Consider the following 18,857-nt stretch of genomic DNA (forward strand, 5'->3'; position numbering starts at 1 on the left):
CAGGTGAGGCCCCCGATGAGAAACATCAGGAGGTCTTGTTAAGACAGGCTGAAAATGGAAGGCATTTCATGGCTGAAAAACTGCTGCACGCACTCCCCCTGTTTGCCGCCTGGGAAGCGCTGATCGCCGAAGGCAACACGGCGTTCAATCAGCAACGCGATCGCCTGGCAATGACGCACTATCAACAGGCGCTGGAAGTCGCTCAGGCGATCCTCGCCGAGAAACCCTGGCTAAATACGGACTATACCGCCAGATTTGAAGCGCTGAATCTTTTCGAGTCAGCCCTTGCCGCGCTGATCGTCACGTTCAACAACATGACCCATCTGCGCCTGCGGCAAAAGCCCCTGCGCGGCGTTGAGCCGCACGTGCATCAGGCCCGGCTCGCCATCGAGCAGGTGATGGACGATACCTCGCTGTGCGAACAGATGCAGCAGGTCGCCGAACGGCACCTGCTGCGTTTCCGAATAGAGACGCTGCAGGTGCTGCGCGAACACCGGCTGCCGGAAACCAGCGTCTGCGCACCCGCGGCAAACCATTCCGCCACTGTGCATTAACAACGACACCACGACCTGAGGGGTAATCTGCCAATGAATGAATTGAATGACGACATGAAGAAAATGCTGGCCAAACAGCTGCCTGTACAGGCAACCAGCAGCCCGAGTGGCGTGCCCGATATCGGCCCCAAGCGCTCTCTGCGCCTCTATGATGACCGTACGCTGATTTACAACGAAAATACCGGTGGCCAGACGCTGCAAAATATCAGGGAGGGATCGAAAATGGCCGTCGTGGTCATCGACCGCGAGGCGCTGGACGGTTACCGCTTCGTCGGCACCCCGGAACTGTTCCTGGCGGGCAAGCCGTTTGACGACGCGTTGGCATTTGCAGAAAAAAATGGAATGAAGCCGCCGAAATACGCGGTGCTCATTCATATAGACAGTATTTATACCCTGCGCTCCGGCCCCAATGCCGGGACCCGGCTTTAAAGGCAGGCCGCTACGCAGCGCGGAATTTCACGTTCATGGTTAGGCCATCGGGTCAGTCAATTGCCTAACCATGAACGGGCGGCCGGTCGATGTACCCGATCAGCTTTTAGGGGGAATGGTGACGGTCATACGCTCACCCACCAGGGCAATCGCGATGCCTTCCGCGCACTCTTTCTGAATGGCCGCCAGCTGTTGAGTCTCCAGCGCATAGGGCAGCTGAATATCAAACACCGTCAGGCCCTGTTGCTGCGCCAGGTCAATCAGGCGCACGATATTGGTTTCATCGCTGACCTGCGTTGACACCACCTGCAGCGCCAGCTCTTTCAACTGCTCTTTGCGCGTTTGTGACGTGGTCACGCGCGATTTCAACACCATGCCGAAGATCGGCATCACACCATAAATAGCATCAACAAAGCGCCAGTGCTTCCTGCACGATGCGGACAGAAAATCCATGTAGTCGAAACAGATTTTCTCACTGCGCGCGATGGATGCAAGGTGATTGCTGTTCATCCCCTCATTCCTCTCATGGCCAGTGTTAACCCGTGGTCTTTCAAGCCGCCGCCGGGCGACAACCTGAAATGCATTGGGGATCTTACATCCAGAAATGGATAATCATGCGAAGCTTTAACGACTTTCCGCCGTATAATGGCATAATTCCCCTATTGTTTGCCAGTCTGTCCAGGAGCTTTAATCAATGGAACACCCCAACTCTGCCCCGGTGCTGATTACCGGCGGCGCGCGGCGCATCGGGCTGGCGCTCGCCAAAGCGTTTCTCGAGCGCGGCGTTCCCGTCATCATCGCCTATCGCAGCGAATATCCGGCGATGGCCGAGTTGAAAGCCTTGGGCGCCTGCTGCATTCAGGGCGACTTTTCCACGCACGAAGGCATCTACCTTTTCGCCGATCGGGTGCGGCAGGTGGCGCCCAAACTGCGCGCGGTGATCCACAACGCCAGCGCCTGGCAGGCCGAGTCGCCGGAGGTGCCGCCGGAGCAGGTAATGGCAGCGATGCTGCAGATTCACGTCTATACGCCCTATTTGCTCAATCAGCTGCTCGAATCCTGCCTGACCGGCCAGGGCCAGGCCGGCGCGGACATTATCCATCTGACCGACTACGTGGTGGAAAAAGGCAGCGACAAACACATCGCCTACGCCGCCAGCAAGGCCGCGCTGGACAATATGACCCGATCGTTTGCCCGCAAGCTGGCGCCGGAGGTCAAGGTCAACGCCATCGCGCCGGCGCTGATCATCTTCAATGCGGGCGACGATGAAGCCTATCGCCAGCAGGCGTTGGCGAAGTCGCTGATGAAAGTCGCACCGGGCGAGAGCGAAGTGGTCAACCTGGTGAACTACCTGCTGGAGAGCCGCTACGTGACCGGCCGCACCCACGGCGTCGATGGCGGGCGGCCGCTGCGCTGACGCAAAGATCCGCATGGCGCATCCTCGCAGGCCGCGCTATGCTGAAATCCGCTTTTCTTATTAAAACACGGGCATATGCATAAAATTGTTTTTGTGGAAGACGATCCTGAAGTCGGCAAACTGATCGCCGCCTATCTGGGCAAACACGACATCGAGGTGCTGATCGAGCCTCGCGGCGACAGCGCGCAGGCGCGCATCGAGCGCGAGCAACCCGATTTGGTGCTGCTGGACATCATGCTGCCCGGCAAAGACGGTATGACGCTGTGCCGCGATCTGCGCCCCACCTTCCCCGGCCCGATCGTGCTGCTCACCTCGCTCGACAGCGACATGAACCATATCCTGTCGCTGGAAATGGGCGCCAACGACTATATCCTGAAAACCACGCCGCCGGCGGTGTTGCTGGCGCGCCTGCGTTTGCACCTGCGCCAACACAGCCAGCAGCCGAAAGAAGAGACGGCTCAGCCGCTCACCCAGCACAACGCGCTGCATTTCGGGCTGTTGTGCATCGATCCGGTCAACCGGCAGGTCACGCTGGGCGAAGAAACCGTCACTCTGTCCACCTCGGATTTCGATTTGCTGTGGGAACTGGCGACCCACGCCGGGCAGATCATGGATCGCGAGGCGCTGCTGCAAAACCTGCGCGGCGTGAGCTATGACGGTATGGACCGCAGCATCGACGTGGCGATCTCCCGCCTGCGCCGCAAGCTGTACGACAACGCGCTGGAGCCGTTCCGCATTAAGACCGTGCGCAATAAAGGTTATCTGTTCGCCCCTAACGCCTGGGCATCGGTGCAACAATGAGAAAACTTTTCGTCCAGTTCTTCCTGTTGCTGTTCGTCTGTTTTCTGGTGATGGCGATGCTGGTCGGCCTGGTGTACAAAGTGACCGCCGAGCGCGCCGGCCGCCAGTCGATGGACGACCTGATGAAAAGTTCGCTGTACCTGATGCGCAGCGAGCTGCGCGAAATCCCGCTGAAGGACTGGAACAAGACCATCGCCACGCTGGATCTCAACCTGTCGTTCAAGCTGCATATCGAGCCGCTCGGCAAACAGGAGCTGAGCGAGGATCTGAAAAAACGGCTGCGGCTGGGGGAAATCATCGCCCTCGACGATCAGTACACCTTTATGCAGCGCATTCCGCGCAGCCACTACGTGTTGGTGGTCGGCCCCATTCCTTATCTGTTCTATCTGCATCAGATGCGCCTGCTGGATCTGGTGTTGCTGGTGTTTATCGGCATGTCGCTGGCGCTGCCGGTGTTCCTGTGGATGCGGCCGCACTGGCAAGACCTGCTCAAGCTGGAAAACGCCGCCCAGCGCCTCGGCGCCGGGCATCTGGATGAGCGTACCCACTTCGATCCCACCTCCAGCCTGAGCCGGCTCGGCGTGGCGTTCAACCAAATGGCCGACAACGTCAACACCCTGATCGCCAGCAAGAAACAGCTGATCGACGGCATCGCGCACGAGCTGCGCACGCCGCTGGTGCGCCTGCGTTATCGGCTCGAGATGAGCGATAACCTGTCCGACAGCGAGCTGCAGGCGTTGAACCGCGATATTGGCCAGCTGGAGTCGCTGATCGACGAGCTGCTGACCTATGCCCGTCTGGACCGTCCGCAGGTTGCGTTAAACATTGAACCCATCGATCTGCCAAAGTGGCTCGAGGACAAGGTCGATGATATCCGTCTTATTCATCAGGAACGCGACATCCAGCTCGATATCCCGCACGTCGGCGACTTCGGCGGCGTCGATCTGCGCCTGATGGAGCGCGTGCTCGATAACCTGGTCAACAACGCGCTGCGCTATTCCGAACAGCGTCTGCGCGTGGGCCTGTGGTTTGACGGCGACCTCGCCTGCTTGCAGGTCGAGGATGACGGGCCGGGCATTCCGCCGGAAGAGCGCGAACGGGTGTTTGAACCTTTCGTCCGTCTCGACCCCAGCCGCGATCGCGCTACCGGCGGCTGCGGATTGGGGCTGGCCATCGTCCATTCCATCGCCGTCGCCTACCAGGGACAGGTGTTCGTCGAAGGCAGTTCGCTCGGCGGCGCCAGCTTCCGTTTCTGCTGGCCGGTGAAGCCGACATTCAGTTTAAAAGCCGATCTGGCGTAATACCGCCGGACCTTCTCATTGGAGCCGAATAATAATGACATCTGCACATTCCAACACGTCTGCTTACGATCACCTGCGCGCCCTGTTCAGCCGGCTGTCGCGTTTCGGCCACCTGTCCGCCATCGCCGGTTGGGACATGCAAACCATGATGCCACCGGGCGGCAGCAAGGCGCGCTCCGAAGCGCTGGCCGAGCTGAGCGTGCTGCAGCACCAGATTTTAACGGCACAAAGCACCGGCGAGCTGTTGGATCGCGCACAGCAAGAGACGCTGGACGAAATCGATCGCGCCAACCTGCGCGAAATGCGCCGCCAATATGAAGACGCCGTGCTGCTGCCGGCGTCGCTGGTCGAAGCCAAGTCGCTCGCCGGCGCGCGCTGCGAACACGCCTGGCGCGCCCAGCGCCCGGCCAACGATTGGGACGGCTTCGTCGAGAACCTGCGCGAGGTGGTCAAGCTCAGTCGGGAAGAGGCGCAGATCCGCGCACAGGCGGCCGGCACCAGCCGTTACGACGCCCTGCTCAACCTGTATGAACCGGGCATGCGCAGCAGCGATCTCGACCGCATCTTCGGCGATCTGAAAACCTGGCTGCCCGAGCTACTGCAGCGCGTGGTGGCCAAGCAGGCCAATGAGCCTTGCCAGATGCCGCAGGGGCCGTTCAATGTGGATACCCAGCGCCAGCTGAGCCTCAGCGTGATGAAACTGCTCGGTTTCAACTTCGACAACGGCCGCGTCGACGTCAGCGCCCACCCGTTCTGCGGCGGCGTGCCGGAAGATGTGCGCATCACCACCCGTTACAACGAGAAAGAGTTTCTGACCGCGCTGCTCGGCATCGTGCATGAAACCGGCCACGCCCGCTACGAGCAGAATCTGCCGCGCGATCTGCTCGGCCAGCCGGTCGCCCTGGCCCGTTCCACCGCTATCCACGAATCGCAGAGCCTGCTGTTCGAAATGCAGCTGGCGCGCGGCAATGAATTCCTGAAAATCTTGCGTCCGCTGGTTACCGCGCAGTTTGGCGAACAGCCGGCGCTGGAAGAAACCAACTTCATTCGCCTCAACCAGCGCGTTAAACCGGGCCTGATCCGCGTCGACGCCGACGAGGTGAGCTATCCTGCCCACGTCATCCTGCGCTACGAAATTGAAAAAGCGCTGATCGAAGGCGATATCGAAGTGGAAGACATTCCGGCGCTGTGGAATGAGAAGATGCATGCTTACCTCGGCCTCGACACCATCGGCAACTACCGCAACGGCTGCATGCAGGATATTCACTGGACCGACGGCGCTTTCGGCTACTTCCCGACGTACACGCTCGGCGCGATGTACGCCGCGCAGCTGTTCCACAGCGTGCGTCAGGCCCTGCCTTCTCTCGGCGAGGACATCGCCGCCGGCAACCTGCAGCCGCTGTTCCACTGGCTGCAGCACAACATCTGGCGCCACGGCAGCCGTTTCCCGACCGAGACGCTGATCGCCAACGCAACCGGCGAAGCGCTCAACCCACGCTACTTCCGTCAGCATTTGGAAAACCGCTACCTGTAATCTCCCCTGGCGCGGCCCTGCCGCGCCCTCTTCCCGCCTGCAAGACCGGATAATGCTTCATAACGCACGTTCTGTGCCGACATCGCCTTGGCTACAGAGTGGCGAGTGGCCACCCACCATTAGTATGTTGTAACTAAAATAGCAAAAAACGCTGACATTCCGGCCTCTCATCCCAGCGCATGACGGGCGATCATCGCCGCCAGCTGCGGCCTCAACGGGGCCGGCAGATCATGCCCCATACCTGGCATAATATGTAATTTGGCGTTGGCGACCGCGCGGGCGATCGCCACCCCGCCCGCCTTGCGCACCAGCCGATCGCGATCGCCGTGAATGACCAGCGTCGGCGCGGCAATGCGCCGGCTGTAGCGACGCAGATCGCCGCTGCCGAGCAACGCGGAAAGTTGCCGCTGCATGCCTTCAGGATCTACGCCCCGCTTCAACAGCCGATGCACCAACGCATCCAGCTCCGCCTCCTCCGGCGGGTAAAACCGGGTGCCGAGCGCGCGCAGGAAGGCTTTCATCCCCTCGCGGCGCTGCTGCAGCGTCAGATCGGCGGCAGGTCGGCGCACCAACAGCCACAGCAGCGAAGGTGCCGGCGGCGGCAACAGTGGCTGATTGGTGCTGGAGAACAAGATGCACAACGAGGCGACACGCTGCGGATAGTCGGCGGCCAGCACCTGCGCGATCATGCCGCCCATCGAGGCGCCCAAGACGTGGGCCTGCGGGATACGCAGGTGATCGAGCAGATGCGTCGCGTCCGCCGCCATGTCCGCCAGGGTATAAGGCACCGGCGTTTGCCAACCGAGCTGGGCGCGCAGCATCAGCAGCCACAACGGTTGCGTGCGTTGCGCCTGCGTTTTGCCGGAAAGGCCAACGTCGCGGTTGTCATAACGGATCACCCGAAACCCCTTGGCCACCAGGGCACGGCAGAAATCGTCAGGCCACAGCAGAAGCTGTGCGCCGATGCCCATGATGAGCAGCAGCGGCGGGTGCGCCTCATCGCCCCAGTCCTCATAGGCCAGCGGCACCTCGCCCTGTTCAGTCACGCCACAGCGAATCGTTATCTCGTTCATTTTAAATCCCTTTTATCGCGCCTGGCGGTCATTATAGCAGCAATCCCCCTTGCCGCCGCCGCCCTGTACATTAGGTTACAAGCCGAAACCAATCACTCACGGAAAGCCGGGCGCCGTTTGCCTACTATCATCTCAACGGCCCCGCAGTGGGGTTGATACCCAAAAGTCATGTTGAGGATTCTGCGATGAAAAAAGTATTAGCTCTGGTTGTTGCCGCTGCAATGGGTCTGTCTTCCGTGGCTTTCGCTGCCGAGGCTGCCACCACCGCACCTGCGGCTACCGCAACCACCGCCACCGCTGCGCCGGCTAAAGCTCAGGTGAAACACCACGGCAAGAAAGCCCCGGTTCAGAAAGCTCAGGCGGCCAAAAAGCATCACAAGAAAGCCGGCAAAAAAGCCCCGGCGCAAAAAGCCCAGGCGGCTAAAAAGCACCACAAGAAAGCCAGCCACAAAAAAGCGTAATGACGTGAGGGTCCCCTCACCGCTTCAGGCTTGACGTATACGACACCCGGTTCGCCGGGTGTTTTTTCATCGGGGGGTTCTCATTGATGCTGCGCCGCTACTTGTTCGAGATCGTTCTGACCGCCCTGATCCTTTGTGGACTGATCGCCGTCTTTTTTTACCTGTAGCCTGCCGCATCGCCGGCGGGAAATTATTGAAAAATCAATTATTGCCCATCCACATGGCTGCTAAATCAGTCTATAGTTAGCATTCAGTGTGTTTATGGATGATCCGTATTTGTCAGGCAAGAGATCTATGCGCATATCCGTTTTACTGTTGCTGTGCTCACTCCCGCTCATCGCTGCTCAGGCGGCACGTGCCGACGGCCCGTCCAAGGCCGAGCAAACGCGTCTGTTTTTCGGCAAAGATGAACGAATCAAGGTCACGGATACCGCCGCCCAGCCGTGGCAGGCCATCGGCCAGGTCGAAACCGCCAGCGGCAATCTGTGCACCGCCACGCTGATCTCCCCGCACCTGGCGTTGACCGCCGGCCACTGCGTCCTGGCGCCGCCCGGGCAACTGGATAAAGCCATCGCTTTGCGCTTCGTGGCAGGCGATAAATCCTGGCAGTATCAAACCGGCAATATCGAGACCCTGGTCGACAGCAAGCTGGGCAAAAAGCTGAAGCCGGACGGTGATGGCTGGATCGTGCCGCCCGCCGCCGCCGCCTATGACTTTGCGCTGATCCGCCTGAAAGACAAAAAGCCGCTGCCGATCGCACCGTTGCCGCTGTGGCAAGGCGACAGCAAGGCGCTGACCCAGGCCCTGAAACAGGCCAAACGGCTGATTACTCAGGCGGGTTACCCGGCAGATCATCTGGATGACCTTTACAGCCACCAAAACTGCAAGGTGACCGGCTGGGCCCAGCAAGGCGTACTGTCGCACCAATGTGATACCCTGCCCGGCGACAGCGGTTCACCGCTGCTGTTGAAAACCGCCGACGGCTGGCAGCTGATCGCCATCCAAAGTTCGGCGCCGGCGGCGAAAGATCGCTATCGCGCCGATAACCGCGCCCTGGCGGTACCCGGCATCCGCGAAGCGCTGGACGCCCTGGCCGCAGGCAAATAATCCTCTCTCAGCGGCGCATTATGCGCCGTTGTGCTTTTTCAGCCCCCTTGCATATAGCGCCGCGGCGTGGTGCCGGTGAACTGACGGAAAAAGGCGATAAACGCGCTGTCGCTGGAAAACCCCAACCGCTGCGCCACCGCGCTGACCGACGGCAACGTCGCCAGCAGTTCGATCGCGCGCATCAACCGCCACTGCTGGCACCACTGCTGATAGCTCAGGCCGGTTTCCCGCACAAACAGCCGCGTCAACGTTTTGGCGTGCAGATTCAAGCGCTGCGCCAACGCCGCCAATCCCGGCAACTCGTCACTCTCCGGCAGCGTCGCCAGCCAGGCGGCAAGACGCCTATCCTGCGGCAACCGCAGCTGGGTATTCTCGCACTGCGCCTCGCTCAGCTCATTGATCAGTACCGCCAGCAAATCGCGCGCCTGGGGCTGTGCCAACGCAGAGTCCAGCGGCCAGTGCGCGATGCGCTCGACGATCGCCGCCAACAGCGGGTTCACCGCCAGCACCGCAGCCTGTGGCGGCATGGCGGCGGTCAGCACCGGGTCGAAATACAGCGAGCGATACGCGACGCGGCCGCGCAGCTGCACCCGATGCGCAATGCCGCCCGGTATCCAGACGCCGCGCGTCGGCGGCAGAATCAGCCACTGCTGCGCCAACGTGACCGTCATGCACCCCTGCGGCGCATACAGCAGCTGCGAGCGCTGATGCCAATGCAGCCCGGAGTCGTGCTCCGCCAGTTCGGCCGCAATGCCGAGCACCGGCGCCGGCAGCCGATCCGGATCGAACGGGTGATGCTGTTGAATCAGCGCCATCGGATTGTCCTATATCTGTTGTTTTTTGTCCGAATGATTGTAATCGAACAAAGCGCCGCTCCCTATACTGGCCGCATTAACTTTTAGGGAGAATGTGCATCATGCAACGCTTATCTTTACCGCTGCTCGTCATCGCCATCATGACGCCGCAGATCCTGGAAACGCTGTACAGCCCGGCGCTTACCGCCATCCGCAGCGATTTCGGCATCAGCGCCGCGCAGGCCGGGCAGACGTTATCCATCTATTTCTTCGCCTTCGCCCTCGGCGTCGCCTTTTGGGGAGCCTTCTGCGATCGATTCGGCCGCCGTCCGGCGATGCTGGCCGGCCTGGCGCTCTATCTGGTCGGCGCCGGCATCGCGCTGCTGAGCGGCAACTTCACGCTGTTGCTGGCCGCCCGTGCGTTGATCGCCTTCGGTGCCGCGGTCGGTTCAATCGTCACGCAAACCATGCTGCGTGACGTCTATCAAGGCCCGGCGCTGGGGCGCATGTTCGCGCTGGTCGGCATCGCGCTTTCCATCAGCCCGCTGCTGGGAATGTTTGCCGGTGGCGCACTGGTCGCCTGGGGCGGCAGCGCGGCGATCTTCATCGCGCAGGCGGCCTGGGCGCTAGCGCTGCTGCTGTGGAGCTACGGCACATTGCCGGAAACGCGGCAGCGGCAGACCGCAACGGCCGCCGCACCGGGCATTGCCCTGACGACGATGTTGCGCGATCGGCACATCTGGTGTTCGGCACTGCTGGTCGCCAGCTTCAATATCATGGTGTTCAGCTACTTCAGCCTGGCGCCGTTCATGTTCGAAAGGCTGGGGTTGAGCAGCCAGCAGTTTGGCTACTCGGGCGCGATGCTGGCTTTGGGCAGCCTGGCGGGAGCGCTGTTGAACCGCCACCTGCTGGCGCGCGGCGTCAGCGCCAAGCGTCAGATCCTGCTGGGCGGGTTGCTGGCGGTGGCCAGCGGCGTGGCATTGTTCTGGTGGCAACACAGCCTGTGGATGCTGCTTCCCTGCGCGCTGGTGATGCTGGCGTTCGGGTTGGCTATCCCGAATGTGCTGAGCCAGGCGCTGACCCGCTACCGGGAGCAACTCGGCACTGCCGGCGCGTTATTCGGGCTGCTGTACTATCTGCTGATCGGCCTGGGGTTGACGATCGCGGCGCGCGGGCAGGATTTGGCCGCCACGCTGCTGCTGTGCGGCCTGTTGAGCCTGTGGTGCGCCGGCCGCTTGCCGGCCGGCGCACCTGAGCTTAGCCCGAAAGCTGCTCGATAGTTTGCAAAATGCGCTTGTCGGAGATCGGGTAAGGCGTGCCCAACTGCTGCGCGAACAGGCTGACGCGCAGCTCTTCGATCATCCAGCGCACCGCTTTCACCTCTTCCTCCTGCTGGCGCTTCGGCGGTAGCTTGTTCAGCCACTGCTGCCACGCCTGCTGCACCTGCTCAACCCGCAACATCTGCGCGCGATCGCGATGCGGATCGATAGCCAGTTTTTCCAACCGGCGTTCGATCGCCTGCAGGTAACGCAGCGTGTCCGGCAGGCGTTTCCAGCCGTTGCCGGTCACGAAGCCGCGGTAAACCAGCCCGCCGAGCTGGGTCTTGATGTCCGACAGCGCCAGCGCTAACGACATGTCCACCCGGCCTTTCAGCCGTTTGTTGATGTTGAAAACCGCCGTCAGGATCTGCTCAACCTGCTTGGCCACCTCGACGACCGTGTCGTTCAGCTCGGCGCGGATCTGCTCCTGCAGGCGGGCAAAGCCTTCCTCATGCCAGACCGGGCCGCCGTGTTCGGCGATCAGCTTGTCGATGCCACACGAAATACAGTCGTCGATCAGCTCCAGCACCTTGCCGTACGGGTTGAAATAGAGCCCCAGCTTGGCCTTGTTCGGCAGCTTTTCATGCAGGTATTTGATCGGCGAAGGAATATTCAGCAACAGCAGGCGGCGCGTGCCCTGCCACATCGCCTGTTGCTGCTCGCTTTCGCTGTCGAACAGGCGGATCGCCACGCTGTCCTTTTCATCCACCAGCGCCGGGTAAGCCTTCATCGAATAGCCGCCGCGCTTCTGCTCGTAAAACGCCGGCAGTTGGCCAAAGCTCCAGACATGCAGATTGCTCTGCTCCAGCCCGTCGTCGGCCACCGCCGACAGCGTCTCCTGCACCTTCTCTTTCAGCTGCAGGCGCAACGCGGCCAGGTCTTTGCCTTCGCGCAGCGTCTGGTTTTTCTCGCCCACCACGCGGAAGGTCATCTTCAGGTGATCGGGCACCTGATCCCACTGCCAATCATCACGTGACACGGTCACGCCGGTCATGCGCCGCAGCTCGCGCTCCAGCGCGTCCAGCAGCGGCAATTCCAGCGCGGTGACGCGGCCAAGGAACGCCTCGGCGTAGTTCGGTGCCGGCACGAAGTTGCGGCGCACCGGCTTCGGCAGCGACTTGATCAGCGCAATCACCAGCTCGCGGCGGATGCCGGGGATCTGCCATTCGAAGCCCTGATCCTCCACCTGGTTGAGGATCGGCAGCGGAATGTGCACCGTCACGCCGTCGGCGTCGGTGCCCGGTTCGAACTGGTAGCTCAGCCGCAGCTTAAGGTTGCCCTGATGCCAGAAGTTCGGGTAGTCGAGCGCGCTGATCTTGTTGGCGCCGTCTTTGATCAGCATCTCTTTTTCGAAGTTCAGCAGGTCCGGCTGCTGTTTGGCCGCGCTCTTCCACCAGCTGTCGAAATGACGGCCGGAAACCACGTCGTTGGGAATACGGCGATCGTAGAAGCCGAACAGCGTTTCGTCGTCCACCAAAATGTCGCGGCGGCGCGATTTATGCTCCAGCTCCTCTACCTCGGCGCGCAGCTTTTGGTTTTCGCGGAAGAAGGCGTGGCGCGTCTGCCAGTCGCCCTCCACCAGCGCATGGCGGATAAACAGCTCGCGGCACAGCAGCGGATCGATGGAGCCGTAATTGACCTGGCGCGCCGCGACGATCGGCAGACCGAACAGCGTGACTTTTTCGCAGGCCATCACCGCCCCCTGCGATTTCGACCAGTGCGGCTCGCTGTAGCTGTGTTTCACCAGGTGCTGAGCCAGCGGCTCAATCCATTCCGGTTCAATGCGCGCGGCGATGCGCCCCCACAGGCGGCTGGTTTCCACCAGTTCGGCCACCATGGTCCACTTCGGCGGCTTCTTGAACAGGCCGGAGCCGGGGAAGATCGAGAAACGGGCGTTGCGCGCGCCGGTAAATTCCTGCTTGTCCGCATCCTTCTGGCCAATGTGCGACAGCAAGCCGGTCAGCAGCGCGGTGTGCACGCTGCGGTAGTCGGAAGGCGTGCTGTTGATCGGCAGCCCCAGCTCTTTCACCACCTGGCGCAGCTGGGTATAGATATCCTGCCACTCGCGCACCCGCAGGTAGTTGAGGAAATCGTTGCGGCACAGGCGGCGGAACTGGCTGGAAGAGTTCGCTTTTTGCTGCTCCTGCAGATAATCCCACAGGTTGACGAACGCCAGGAAGTCCGAGTCCTTGTCGGCAAAGCGGCGGTGTTTTTCATCCGAGGCCTGCTGCTTGTCCATCGGGCGCTCACGCGGATCCTGAATCGACAGCGCGGCGGTGATGATCATCACCTCGCGCACGCTGCCGCTCTTCTGCGCCTCCAGCACCATGCGCGCCAGACGCGGGTCAATCGGCAACTGCGCCAGCTGCCGGCCCTGCGGCGTCAGCTGATAGTGGCCGTTTTCGGCGGTGGCGATCGCCCCCAGCTCTTCCAGCAGGCGCACGCCATCCTGAATGTTGCGCTTGTCCGGCGCCTCGACGAACGGAAACGCTGCGATGTCGCCCAGCCCCAGCGAGGTCATCTGCAGAATGACCGACGCCAGGTTGGTGCGCAGAATTTCCGGATCGGTAAACGCCGGCCGAGACAGGAAATCCTGCTCGGAGTACAGACGGATGCACACCCCTTCCGACACGCGGCCGCAGCGCCCTTTACGCTGGTTGGCGGAGGCCTGCGACACCGGTTCGATCGGCAGGCGCTGCACCTTGGTGCGGAAACTGTAGCGGCTGATGCGCGCGGTGCCCGGATCGATGACGTACTTGATGCCCGGCACCGTCAGCGAGGTTTCCGCCACGTTGGTGGCCAGCACGATGCGGCGGCCGTGGTGCGACTGGAACACCCGGTTCTGCTCGCTGTTCGACAGGCGCGCATACAGCGGCAGCACCTCGGTATGCGGCAGATTGAGGCGGTTCAGGGCGTCGGCGGTATCGCGGATCTCGCGCTCGCCGCTCATGAAGATCAGAATGTCGCCCGGTCCTTCGCGCCCAAGCTCGTCCACCGCATCGAAAATCGCCTGCAGCTGGTCGCGATCGGTATCGTCGCCGTCGTCGACCACCGGGCGGTAGCGCACCTCCACCGGGTAGGTGCGGCCGGAAACCTCGATGATTGGCGCATTGTTGAAATGGCGCGAGAAGCGCTGCGGATCGATGGTCGCCGAGGTGATGATCACCTTGAGATCCGGGCGCTTCGGCAACAGTTCGCGCAGGTAGCCGAGAATAAAGTCGATATTGAGGCTGCGCTCGTGCGCTTCATCGATGATCAGCGTGTCGTACTGCATCAGCAGGCGGTCCTGCTGAATTTCCGCCAGCAAGATACCGTCGGTCATCAGCTTGACCAGGGTATTGTCCCCCACCTGATCGTTGAAGCGCACCTTATAGCCGACGCTGCCGCCGAGCGGGGTTTCCAGCTCGTCGGCAATGCGGTTGGCAACGGTGCGCGCCGCCAGGCGGCGCGGCTGGGTATGGCCGATCAGGCCTTTCACCCCGCGCCCCAGTTCCAGACAGATCTTCGGCAGCTGGGTGGTTTTCCCCGAGCCGGTTTCCCCGGCGACGATCACCACCTGGTGATCGCGAATGGCGTTTAAAATGTCCTGCTTTTTTTGGCTGACCGGCAGGCTTTCCGGATAGGTAATGCGCGGGCAAGACGCGGCGCGCACCTGCACTTTTTGCCGCGCCGCCGCGATGTCGCTTTCTACTTCGGCGGCAACCGTCAGCTGGGCATCGGGATTTTTGATTTTTCGTGCGCCCTGCAGGCGACGACGCAGGCGTTGTTGATCGCGGAGCATCAGCTCACCCAGTTGGGCCGGCAGTGCCTCGAGCGGAGATTTCACGTTCGGTGTTCCTTGTTTCTTCGCCGCCAAGGCCAGGCTTAGCAACGGTTTGATGTTTTTTTAGCGATTTTTTTACTTTAGCCGCACAGCCTATCACAAACGGCTTTTTCCCCCTACTTCCGCGAGTAAAGCGTCGCCATGTCATTCAATAAAATCGAACGAAGATCTCGAAATATTGCGCTATCACTGTTGGGGGAATGTGAATAGCATGTACTTCATGCAAGGGACGCTGAGTCCTGATGTCACTGTCACAACGTAAGGAATTATCGATGAGCAACGTATTGGTTCTGAAATCAAGCATCCTGGCGACCTACTCTCAGTCTAACCAACTGGCCGATTTCTTCGTAGAGCAATGGAGCAACGCCCACAGCGGCGACACCATCACCGTACGCGATCTGGCCGCGCAGCCAATCCCGGTGCTGGACGGTGAGCTGGTCGGCGCGCTGCGTCCTTCCGATGCTCCGTTGACCCCGCGTCAACAAGAAGCGCTGGCCCTGTCGGACGAGCTGATCGCCGAGCTGCAGGCCAATGACGTCATCGTGATTGCCGCGCCGATGTACAACTTTAACATCCCAACCCAGCTGAAAAACTATTTCGATCTGGTTGCCCGCGCCGGCGTAACCTTCCGCTATACCGAAAACGGTCCGGAAGGCCTGGTGAAAAACAAACGCGCCGTGATCCTGACCAGCCGCGGCGGCATCCACAAAGGCACTCCAACCGACCTGGTAGAACCTTACCTGCGTCTGTTCCTGGGCTTCATCGGCATCACCGACGTGGAGTTCGTCTTCGCGGAAGGCATCGCCTACGGCCCGGAAGTGGCGACCAAAGCCCAGGAAGACGCCAAGGCAGCCCTGTCTCAGGTGGTTGCTGCCTAAGACCCTGCGCAGGGGTGCCACACCCCTGCCGGACAAGACGCACGTCCTGTCAAACCTGCACTACCCTCATAATAATCATCTATCCGTATCTCTTGGCGCGCCAGACGGCGCGCTTTTTTTATTTCTGCAGCCACTGGCCGTTGATGCCGCGCACGTACTCGCCGCTCTGCGCCCGCGTCACCAGCTTCTGCCCGGCCATGCGCGCCACTTCGTCGACGGCGATATGGTTGCCGTCCGCCACTTCCTGATACTTCTCGGCGCGGCCGGCGTTGATGCGCTTCACCAGCGCCAGCGTTTCCGCGTCCTGCTTCACCGGCGCGATGTAGCCGCTCAGGGTTTCGCCTACCCGCCCTTGCTGCTTCGCCTCATCCAGCGTCAGCGCCATCGCCACGGCGCTGAACAACCAGGCGGCGCCGGCCAGCCACAAATAACGTTTTTTCATGTCGGCTCCTAGAACAGACCGCTTTGGGTTTTCAGCAGGTTCTCGACGTCCTTATCCACCTTGATATGAATTTCATGCTCGATCTTGACGTTCATATTGATGGTGATCGGATCCTTCGGCGTCGCCACCTCGATGCGCGGCACGCAGCCGCTCAGCAGCGAAACGCACAGCACCGCTGCCAGCGCCGGCACACTCATGATTTTCATTGTTGTTCCCCAGGTTGTGAGAGGGCCTGCTCCAGCCACTCCTGTAAATTGTCGCCGAAGCGCAAACTGCGCCACAGCTGAAACACGTTTTCCTGATGGCGATAGTTCAGGATCACCTCGCGCTTGGCGCTCTTCTGCGGGTTGATGCCGTCGATGCGCGCGCTCAGCGTCAGCTCGCCCAGGTTGTCGAGATCGACCCGGGCGTGCGAACGGTTGATTTCCATGTAGCGCAGCCAGTCGATCGCCGCGCCGGTCGCCAGGTTGTTGCTGCCGATGGCGTCGGCCATGTCTTTGTCCAGCCGCAGCGTCAGCGTGCCGGCGTTGGCGATCCAGCCGTTCTGCACCAGCCATTTCGGGTGGTTCAGGAACAGCGGCAGCTCGCCGTCGACGCGGCCGGACATGGCGAACTGCTTCGGTTTCAGGGCGGTGAACAGCGCGCTGAGATCGACCTTGTCCAGCTTCAACACCGCGGCGTCATGCTGCGGCAACCGCAGCGCCGACAGGCTGATATGCCCGTTGAGCATGTCCACGCCGACGTTGCTCAACGTCAGCGGCTGCCTTTCACTGTAGGGATAAGTGCCCTGCAGATCGGCGGAAATGTTCTGCATCTCGAACAGGTTGGTGAAGGACTTGATGCGCAGCGATACCGGCCGTTTGGCACCCAGCAACCACTGATGCTGCTTGAACCGGTACGACAGGATGAAATCCAGGCCGCTCATTTCGCCGTCCTTCAGCCACATGCCGCCGTTTTTCACCACCCAGTGGCCGCCGGCTTCGAAGCCCTGCTCGCGGGCAGCGGAAAACGCCGACTGCGCATAAAACTCGCCGTCGCGCAGCGTGAGATTGAGATCCGGCGCGAGCAGCGGCTGGAAGACCTTCAGCGACTGTTTCGGCCACCAGCCTTCGCCACGCAGGCGTTCGCCGTCCCAGCGGCCGCGCAGCGCGATCGGCCCGATCTGCTGCGCCTGCAGTTTGCCCTGCAGCTGGAAATTGTCCGGCGAACGGCCGTTCAGCTGCAGCGCCAGCACCGGCGCCGGCAGATGGCCGCCGTCGCTGAAGCTGACCTTATCCGCCGCCAGCTGCAGCTCGCCGTTGAACTGCGGGTTTTGTTCATCGCGCCGCCAGCGCAGCGGTTGGTTGAGGCTCAGGCGCGGCGCGGCGACCGTCACCAGACCGTACTTTAATTTGTCGAAGCCGGTGGAGAGTTTGTCGAGCACCAGCTCGCTGTCCTGCCAGCGGCCGCTGCCGGCAACGTCCCAGGCGGCCTGCAGCGGCGGCAACCGGCCGTTGCCCCAGTAGCGCCACTGCCAGTCACCCTTGTCCGGCCAGAAATCCTGCGCCTGGCCGTCCAGGTGCAGCTTGAAGCGCCCCCAATAACTGTCGCTGGCGCTCAAAATCGCCTGCAGGCGGCCGGTGATACCGGCGGCGGTCACCTTCACGCCTGCCAGCGGTAAACGCGCCTCCTCCAGCTTCATTTCCGGCGTCACCTTGCCCCACAGGCGCAGGAGCGACCCCGGCTGCAGCACCAGCGTCGGATTAAGAATGCTGCCGCCAATCACGCCCGGGATCGACGCGGTGGTGGAGAAATCGGCCAGATTGGCCTGGCCGGTCAGCTGGAAGCGCAGATCGCTGTCGGTCAACCCTACCTTGCCCGGCCCGAGAGTGAGCACCGCATTGCCCTTGCCGTTGTGGCCGGCGGTGATCACGTTCAGCCGCGCGCTGATCTCCGTTTCATCCCACCCTTTGCTCCAGTCATGCAGCGCGATGTTCAGGCCGCCGTTCAACGGCTGCCCGCTGTACGGCCAACGCCACTCGCCCTGCTTGATGCTGAGCCGCTGCGGCGCGACTTCCCACGGCAACACCGCCAGCGGGCGATCGTCGCCTTTTTCGCTCACCGTCAACACGCCCTGCTGCTGTTGCCAGCGCATGTCCAGCAACACCGGCTTTTCCAGATAGGCGGTCTGCATTTCCCCCTGCAACGCGCCCTGCGTCGGCAGGCTGGCCAAATCCAGCGGAATGGTTATCTTGCCGGCGAGGTGCAGCGGTTGCGCGCTGTTGGGCGGGACAATGGTCAGACTTTGCAACGTCAGCTGCTGTTTTTCATCCAGCTGCGCCTCGGCGCTGAGATTCGGCCCCTGATAATGCAGGCGTTGCCCGTCAGGGCCGGAGGAAAGCTGCAGCTTGCCGGCATAGCGCTGCCAGGGAATGAGCGTCAGGTCATTAAGGGTGAGATCCAGCGACGGCAGCTCCCGCTGCAGTTGATCGAGCGCCAGCGGCGCGCTGTTGGCGTCGCCGCCCGGCAGTTTTGACAAACAGGCGCTGTCGACGCTGACCTTATCGCTCGACAGCTGCCAGCGGCCCTGGTGATAAGCCAACCGCGTCGGCCCGACGTTGGCCAGCAGGCAATCTTGCGCGGTGAAACGCGCCCCCGCCAACGCCAGGCCGCCCTGACGCCAGTGCAAATTGCCCTGCAATTCCAGCCGGCTCCCCGCCGGTAACCAATGCGATAGCACTCCCGGCAGCCAGCGCGGCAGGGTTTGCCACAACGCCAACACCAGAATTGCACAGCCCGCCACCGTCCCTATGAATACTTTCAATCGCCTGGTCATTAAATGATTGCTTCGTTCCTGAGTTAGGCATTCGTTAAGTCTATGCCTGAATTGACAATAATGATGGCACGAATTTGACATAGGGTGAAGCTGAGTGCGGTTCCAGAAG

At 61.5% G+C, this 18,857-nt stretch carries 17 protein-coding genes; 10 read left to right on the forward strand and 7 right to left on the reverse strand.

Annotation, left to right across the window (positions count from 1 at the left end; all coding sequences use genetic code 11):
- Positions 1 to 68: 68 nt before the first annotated feature.
- Together C3F38_RS15300 and C3F38_RS15305 are read left to right on the forward strand one after the other, a co-directional pair.
- Complete coding sequence (locus C3F38_RS15300; RefSeq protein WP_038880292.1) at positions 69 to 554, forward strand: hypothetical protein; 486 nt, start codon at positions 69 to 71, stop codon at positions 552 to 554.
- A 33-nt stretch (positions 555 to 587) separates the two neighbouring features.
- On the forward strand, positions 588 to 983 hold the full coding sequence (locus tag C3F38_RS15305) for a pyridoxamine 5'-phosphate oxidase family protein (protein ID WP_038880295.1): 396 nt from the start codon (positions 588 to 590) through the stop codon (positions 981 to 983).
- A gap of 99 nt (positions 984 to 1,082) precedes the next feature.
- Here C3F38_RS15305 and C3F38_RS15310 read toward each other — a convergent pair whose 3' ends face one another.
- Complete coding sequence (locus tag C3F38_RS15310; protein WP_038880297.1) at positions 1,083 to 1,493, reverse strand: hypothetical protein; 411 nt, start codon at positions 1,491 to 1,493, stop codon at positions 1,083 to 1,085.
- Positions 1,494 to 1,677: 184 nt separating this feature from the next.
- Here C3F38_RS15310 and folM point away from each other — a divergent pair, with 184 nt between their 5' ends.
- The 4 genes from folM (at position 1,678) to C3F38_RS15330 (ending at position 6,036) form a co-directional block, all read left to right on the forward strand.
- The gene (gene folM / locus C3F38_RS15315; protein WP_038880299.1) at positions 1,678 to 2,400 is read left to right on the forward strand and encodes a dihydromonapterin reductase; all 723 of its coding nucleotides are present in this window, start codon (positions 1,678 to 1,680) and stop codon (positions 2,398 to 2,400) included.
- A gap of 75 nt (positions 2,401 to 2,475) precedes the next feature.
- The gene (gene rstA, locus C3F38_RS15320; RefSeq protein WP_038880301.1) at positions 2,476 to 3,201 is read left to right on the forward strand and encodes a two-component system response regulator RstA; all 726 of its coding nucleotides are present in this window, start codon (positions 2,476 to 2,478) and stop codon (positions 3,199 to 3,201) included.
- On the forward strand, positions 3,198 to 4,502 hold the full coding sequence (rstB, locus tag C3F38_RS15325) for a two-component system sensor histidine kinase RstB (protein ID WP_038880311.1): 1,305 nt from the start codon (positions 3,198 to 3,200) through the stop codon (positions 4,500 to 4,502). Before rstA ends, rstB begins: the two co-directional genes overlap by 4 nt.
- A gap of 34 nt (positions 4,503 to 4,536) precedes the next feature.
- Positions 4,537 to 6,036 (forward strand): carboxypeptidase M32, encoded by a 1,500-nt coding sequence (locus C3F38_RS15330; protein ID WP_055316980.1) that lies wholly within the window; start codon positions 4,537 to 4,539, stop codon positions 6,034 to 6,036.
- 167 nt (positions 6,037 to 6,203) lie between these two features.
- Here the strand turns inward: C3F38_RS15330 and C3F38_RS15335 are convergent, their stop codons facing one another.
- A complete protein-coding gene (locus tag C3F38_RS15335) occupies positions 6,204 to 7,109 on the reverse strand; it encodes an alpha/beta fold hydrolase (protein ID WP_038880317.1) in 906 nt (301 codons plus the stop codon).
- Positions 7,110 to 7,294: 185 nt separating this feature from the next.
- On the opposite strand from C3F38_RS15335, the gene asr reads away from it, so the two are divergent.
- Both asr and C3F38_RS15345 read left to right on the forward strand, forming a co-directional pair.
- On the forward strand, positions 7,295 to 7,570 hold the full coding sequence (gene asr, locus C3F38_RS15340) for an acid resistance repetitive basic protein Asr (RefSeq protein WP_025302975.1): 276 nt from the start codon (positions 7,295 to 7,297) through the stop codon (positions 7,568 to 7,570).
- 294 nt (positions 7,571 to 7,864) lie between these two features.
- Positions 7,865 to 8,677 (forward strand): serine protease, encoded by an 813-nt coding sequence (locus C3F38_RS15345; RefSeq protein ID WP_047730632.1) that lies wholly within the window; start codon positions 7,865 to 7,867, stop codon positions 8,675 to 8,677.
- Positions 8,678 to 8,715: 38 nt separating this feature from the next.
- Here C3F38_RS15345 and C3F38_RS15350 read toward each other — a convergent pair whose 3' ends face one another.
- On the reverse strand, positions 8,716 to 9,492 hold the full coding sequence (locus tag C3F38_RS15350; protein ID WP_055316979.1) for a helix-turn-helix domain-containing protein: 777 nt from the start codon (positions 9,490 to 9,492) through the stop codon (positions 8,716 to 8,718).
- A gap of 101 nt (positions 9,493 to 9,593) precedes the next feature.
- Between C3F38_RS15350 and C3F38_RS15355 the strand changes: the two genes are divergently transcribed.
- On the forward strand, positions 9,594 to 10,751 hold the full coding sequence (locus tag C3F38_RS15355; RefSeq protein WP_055313568.1) for an MFS transporter: 1,158 nt from the start codon (positions 9,594 to 9,596) through the stop codon (positions 10,749 to 10,751).
- Here the strand turns inward: C3F38_RS15355 and hrpA are convergent.
- Entirely contained in the window at positions 10,729 to 14,616 is a 3,888-nt protein-coding gene (gene hrpA, locus C3F38_RS15360; protein ID WP_071934099.1) for an ATP-dependent RNA helicase HrpA, read from the reverse strand. The genes C3F38_RS15355 and hrpA overlap by 23 nt on opposite strands.
- Before the next feature lie 269 nt (positions 14,617 to 14,885).
- Between hrpA and azoR the strand changes: the two genes are divergently transcribed.
- Positions 14,886 to 15,491 carry an FMN-dependent NADH-azoreductase gene (azoR, locus tag C3F38_RS15365; RefSeq protein WP_015377994.1) on the forward strand — a complete coding sequence of 202 codons (606 nt, stop codon included), beginning with the start codon at positions 14,886 to 14,888 and terminating at the stop codon, positions 15,489 to 15,491.
- A 118-nt stretch (positions 15,492 to 15,609) separates the two neighbouring features.
- Here the strand turns inward: azoR and C3F38_RS15370 are convergent, their stop codons facing one another.
- Genes C3F38_RS15370 through C3F38_RS15380 form a run of 3 tightly spaced genes read right to left on the reverse strand, consistent with a single transcriptional unit; the run spans position 15,610 to position 18,748 of the window.
- Positions 15,610 to 15,933 carry a YdbL family protein gene (locus tag C3F38_RS15370; RefSeq protein WP_038880325.1) on the reverse strand — a complete coding sequence of 108 codons (324 nt, stop codon included), beginning with the start codon at positions 15,931 to 15,933 and terminating at the stop codon, positions 15,610 to 15,612.
- A gap of 8 nt (positions 15,934 to 15,941) precedes the next feature.
- Entirely contained in the window at positions 15,942 to 16,139 is a 198-nt protein-coding gene (locus C3F38_RS15375; protein WP_038880327.1) for a YnbE family lipoprotein, read from the reverse strand.
- Positions 16,136 to 18,748: a YdbH family protein gene (locus C3F38_RS15380; protein WP_055313564.1), complete on the reverse strand. Its 2,613-nt coding sequence runs from the start codon at positions 18,746 to 18,748 to the stop codon at positions 16,136 to 16,138. Before C3F38_RS15380 ends, C3F38_RS15375 begins: the two co-directional genes overlap by 4 nt.
- Between the last annotated feature and the right edge of the window lie 109 nt (positions 18,749 to 18,857).

The sequence above is a fragment of the Serratia sp. SSNIH1 genome (assembly GCF_002935055.1).
In the GTDB taxonomy this organism is placed as follows: domain Bacteria; phylum Pseudomonadota; class Gammaproteobacteria; order Enterobacterales; family Enterobacteriaceae; genus Serratia; species Serratia nevei.

Coding starts and splice junctions, on each gene's coding strand:
- C3F38_RS15300 (WP_038880292.1), top strand. CDS start 69: ATGGCTGAAAAACTGCTGCACGCACTCCCCCTGTTTGCCGCCTGGGAA.
- C3F38_RS15335 (WP_038880317.1), bottom strand. CDS start 7,109: ATGAACGAGATAACGATTCGCTGTGGCGTGACTGAACAGGGCGAGGTG.
- azoR (WP_015377994.1), top strand. CDS start 14,886: ATGAGCAACGTATTGGTTCTGAAATCAAGCATCCTGGCGACCTACTCT.
- C3F38_RS15375 (WP_038880327.1), bottom strand. CDS start 16,139: ATGAAAATCATGAGTGTGCCGGCGCTGGCAGCGGTGCTGTGCGTTTCG.
- C3F38_RS15305 (WP_038880295.1), top strand. CDS start 588: ATGAATGAATTGAATGACGACATGAAGAAAATGCTGGCCAAACAGCTG.
- C3F38_RS15330 (WP_055316980.1), top strand. CDS start 4,537: ATGACATCTGCACATTCCAACACGTCTGCTTACGATCACCTGCGCGCC.
- C3F38_RS15370 (WP_038880325.1), bottom strand. CDS start 15,933: ATGAAAAAACGTTATTTGTGGCTGGCCGGCGCCGCCTGGTTGTTCAGC.
- C3F38_RS15310 (WP_038880297.1), bottom strand. CDS start 1,493: ATGAACAGCAATCACCTTGCATCCATCGCGCGCAGTGAGAAAATCTGT.
- asr (WP_025302975.1), top strand. CDS start 7,295: ATGAAAAAAGTATTAGCTCTGGTTGTTGCCGCTGCAATGGGTCTGTCT.
- C3F38_RS15380 (WP_055313564.1), bottom strand. CDS start 18,748: ATGACCAGGCGATTGAAAGTATTCATAGGGACGGTGGCGGGCTGTGCA.
- C3F38_RS15355 (WP_055313568.1), top strand. CDS start 9,594: ATGCAACGCTTATCTTTACCGCTGCTCGTCATCGCCATCATGACGCCG.
- C3F38_RS15345 (WP_047730632.1), top strand. CDS start 7,865: ATGCGCATATCCGTTTTACTGTTGCTGTGCTCACTCCCGCTCATCGCT.
- folM (WP_038880299.1), top strand. CDS start 1,678: ATGGAACACCCCAACTCTGCCCCGGTGCTGATTACCGGCGGCGCGCGG.
- rstB (WP_038880311.1), top strand. CDS start 3,198: ATGAGAAAACTTTTCGTCCAGTTCTTCCTGTTGCTGTTCGTCTGTTTT.
- rstA (WP_038880301.1), top strand. CDS start 2,476: ATGCATAAAATTGTTTTTGTGGAAGACGATCCTGAAGTCGGCAAACTG.
- C3F38_RS15350 (WP_055316979.1), bottom strand. CDS start 9,492: ATGGCGCTGATTCAACAGCATCACCCGTTCGATCCGGATCGGCTGCCG.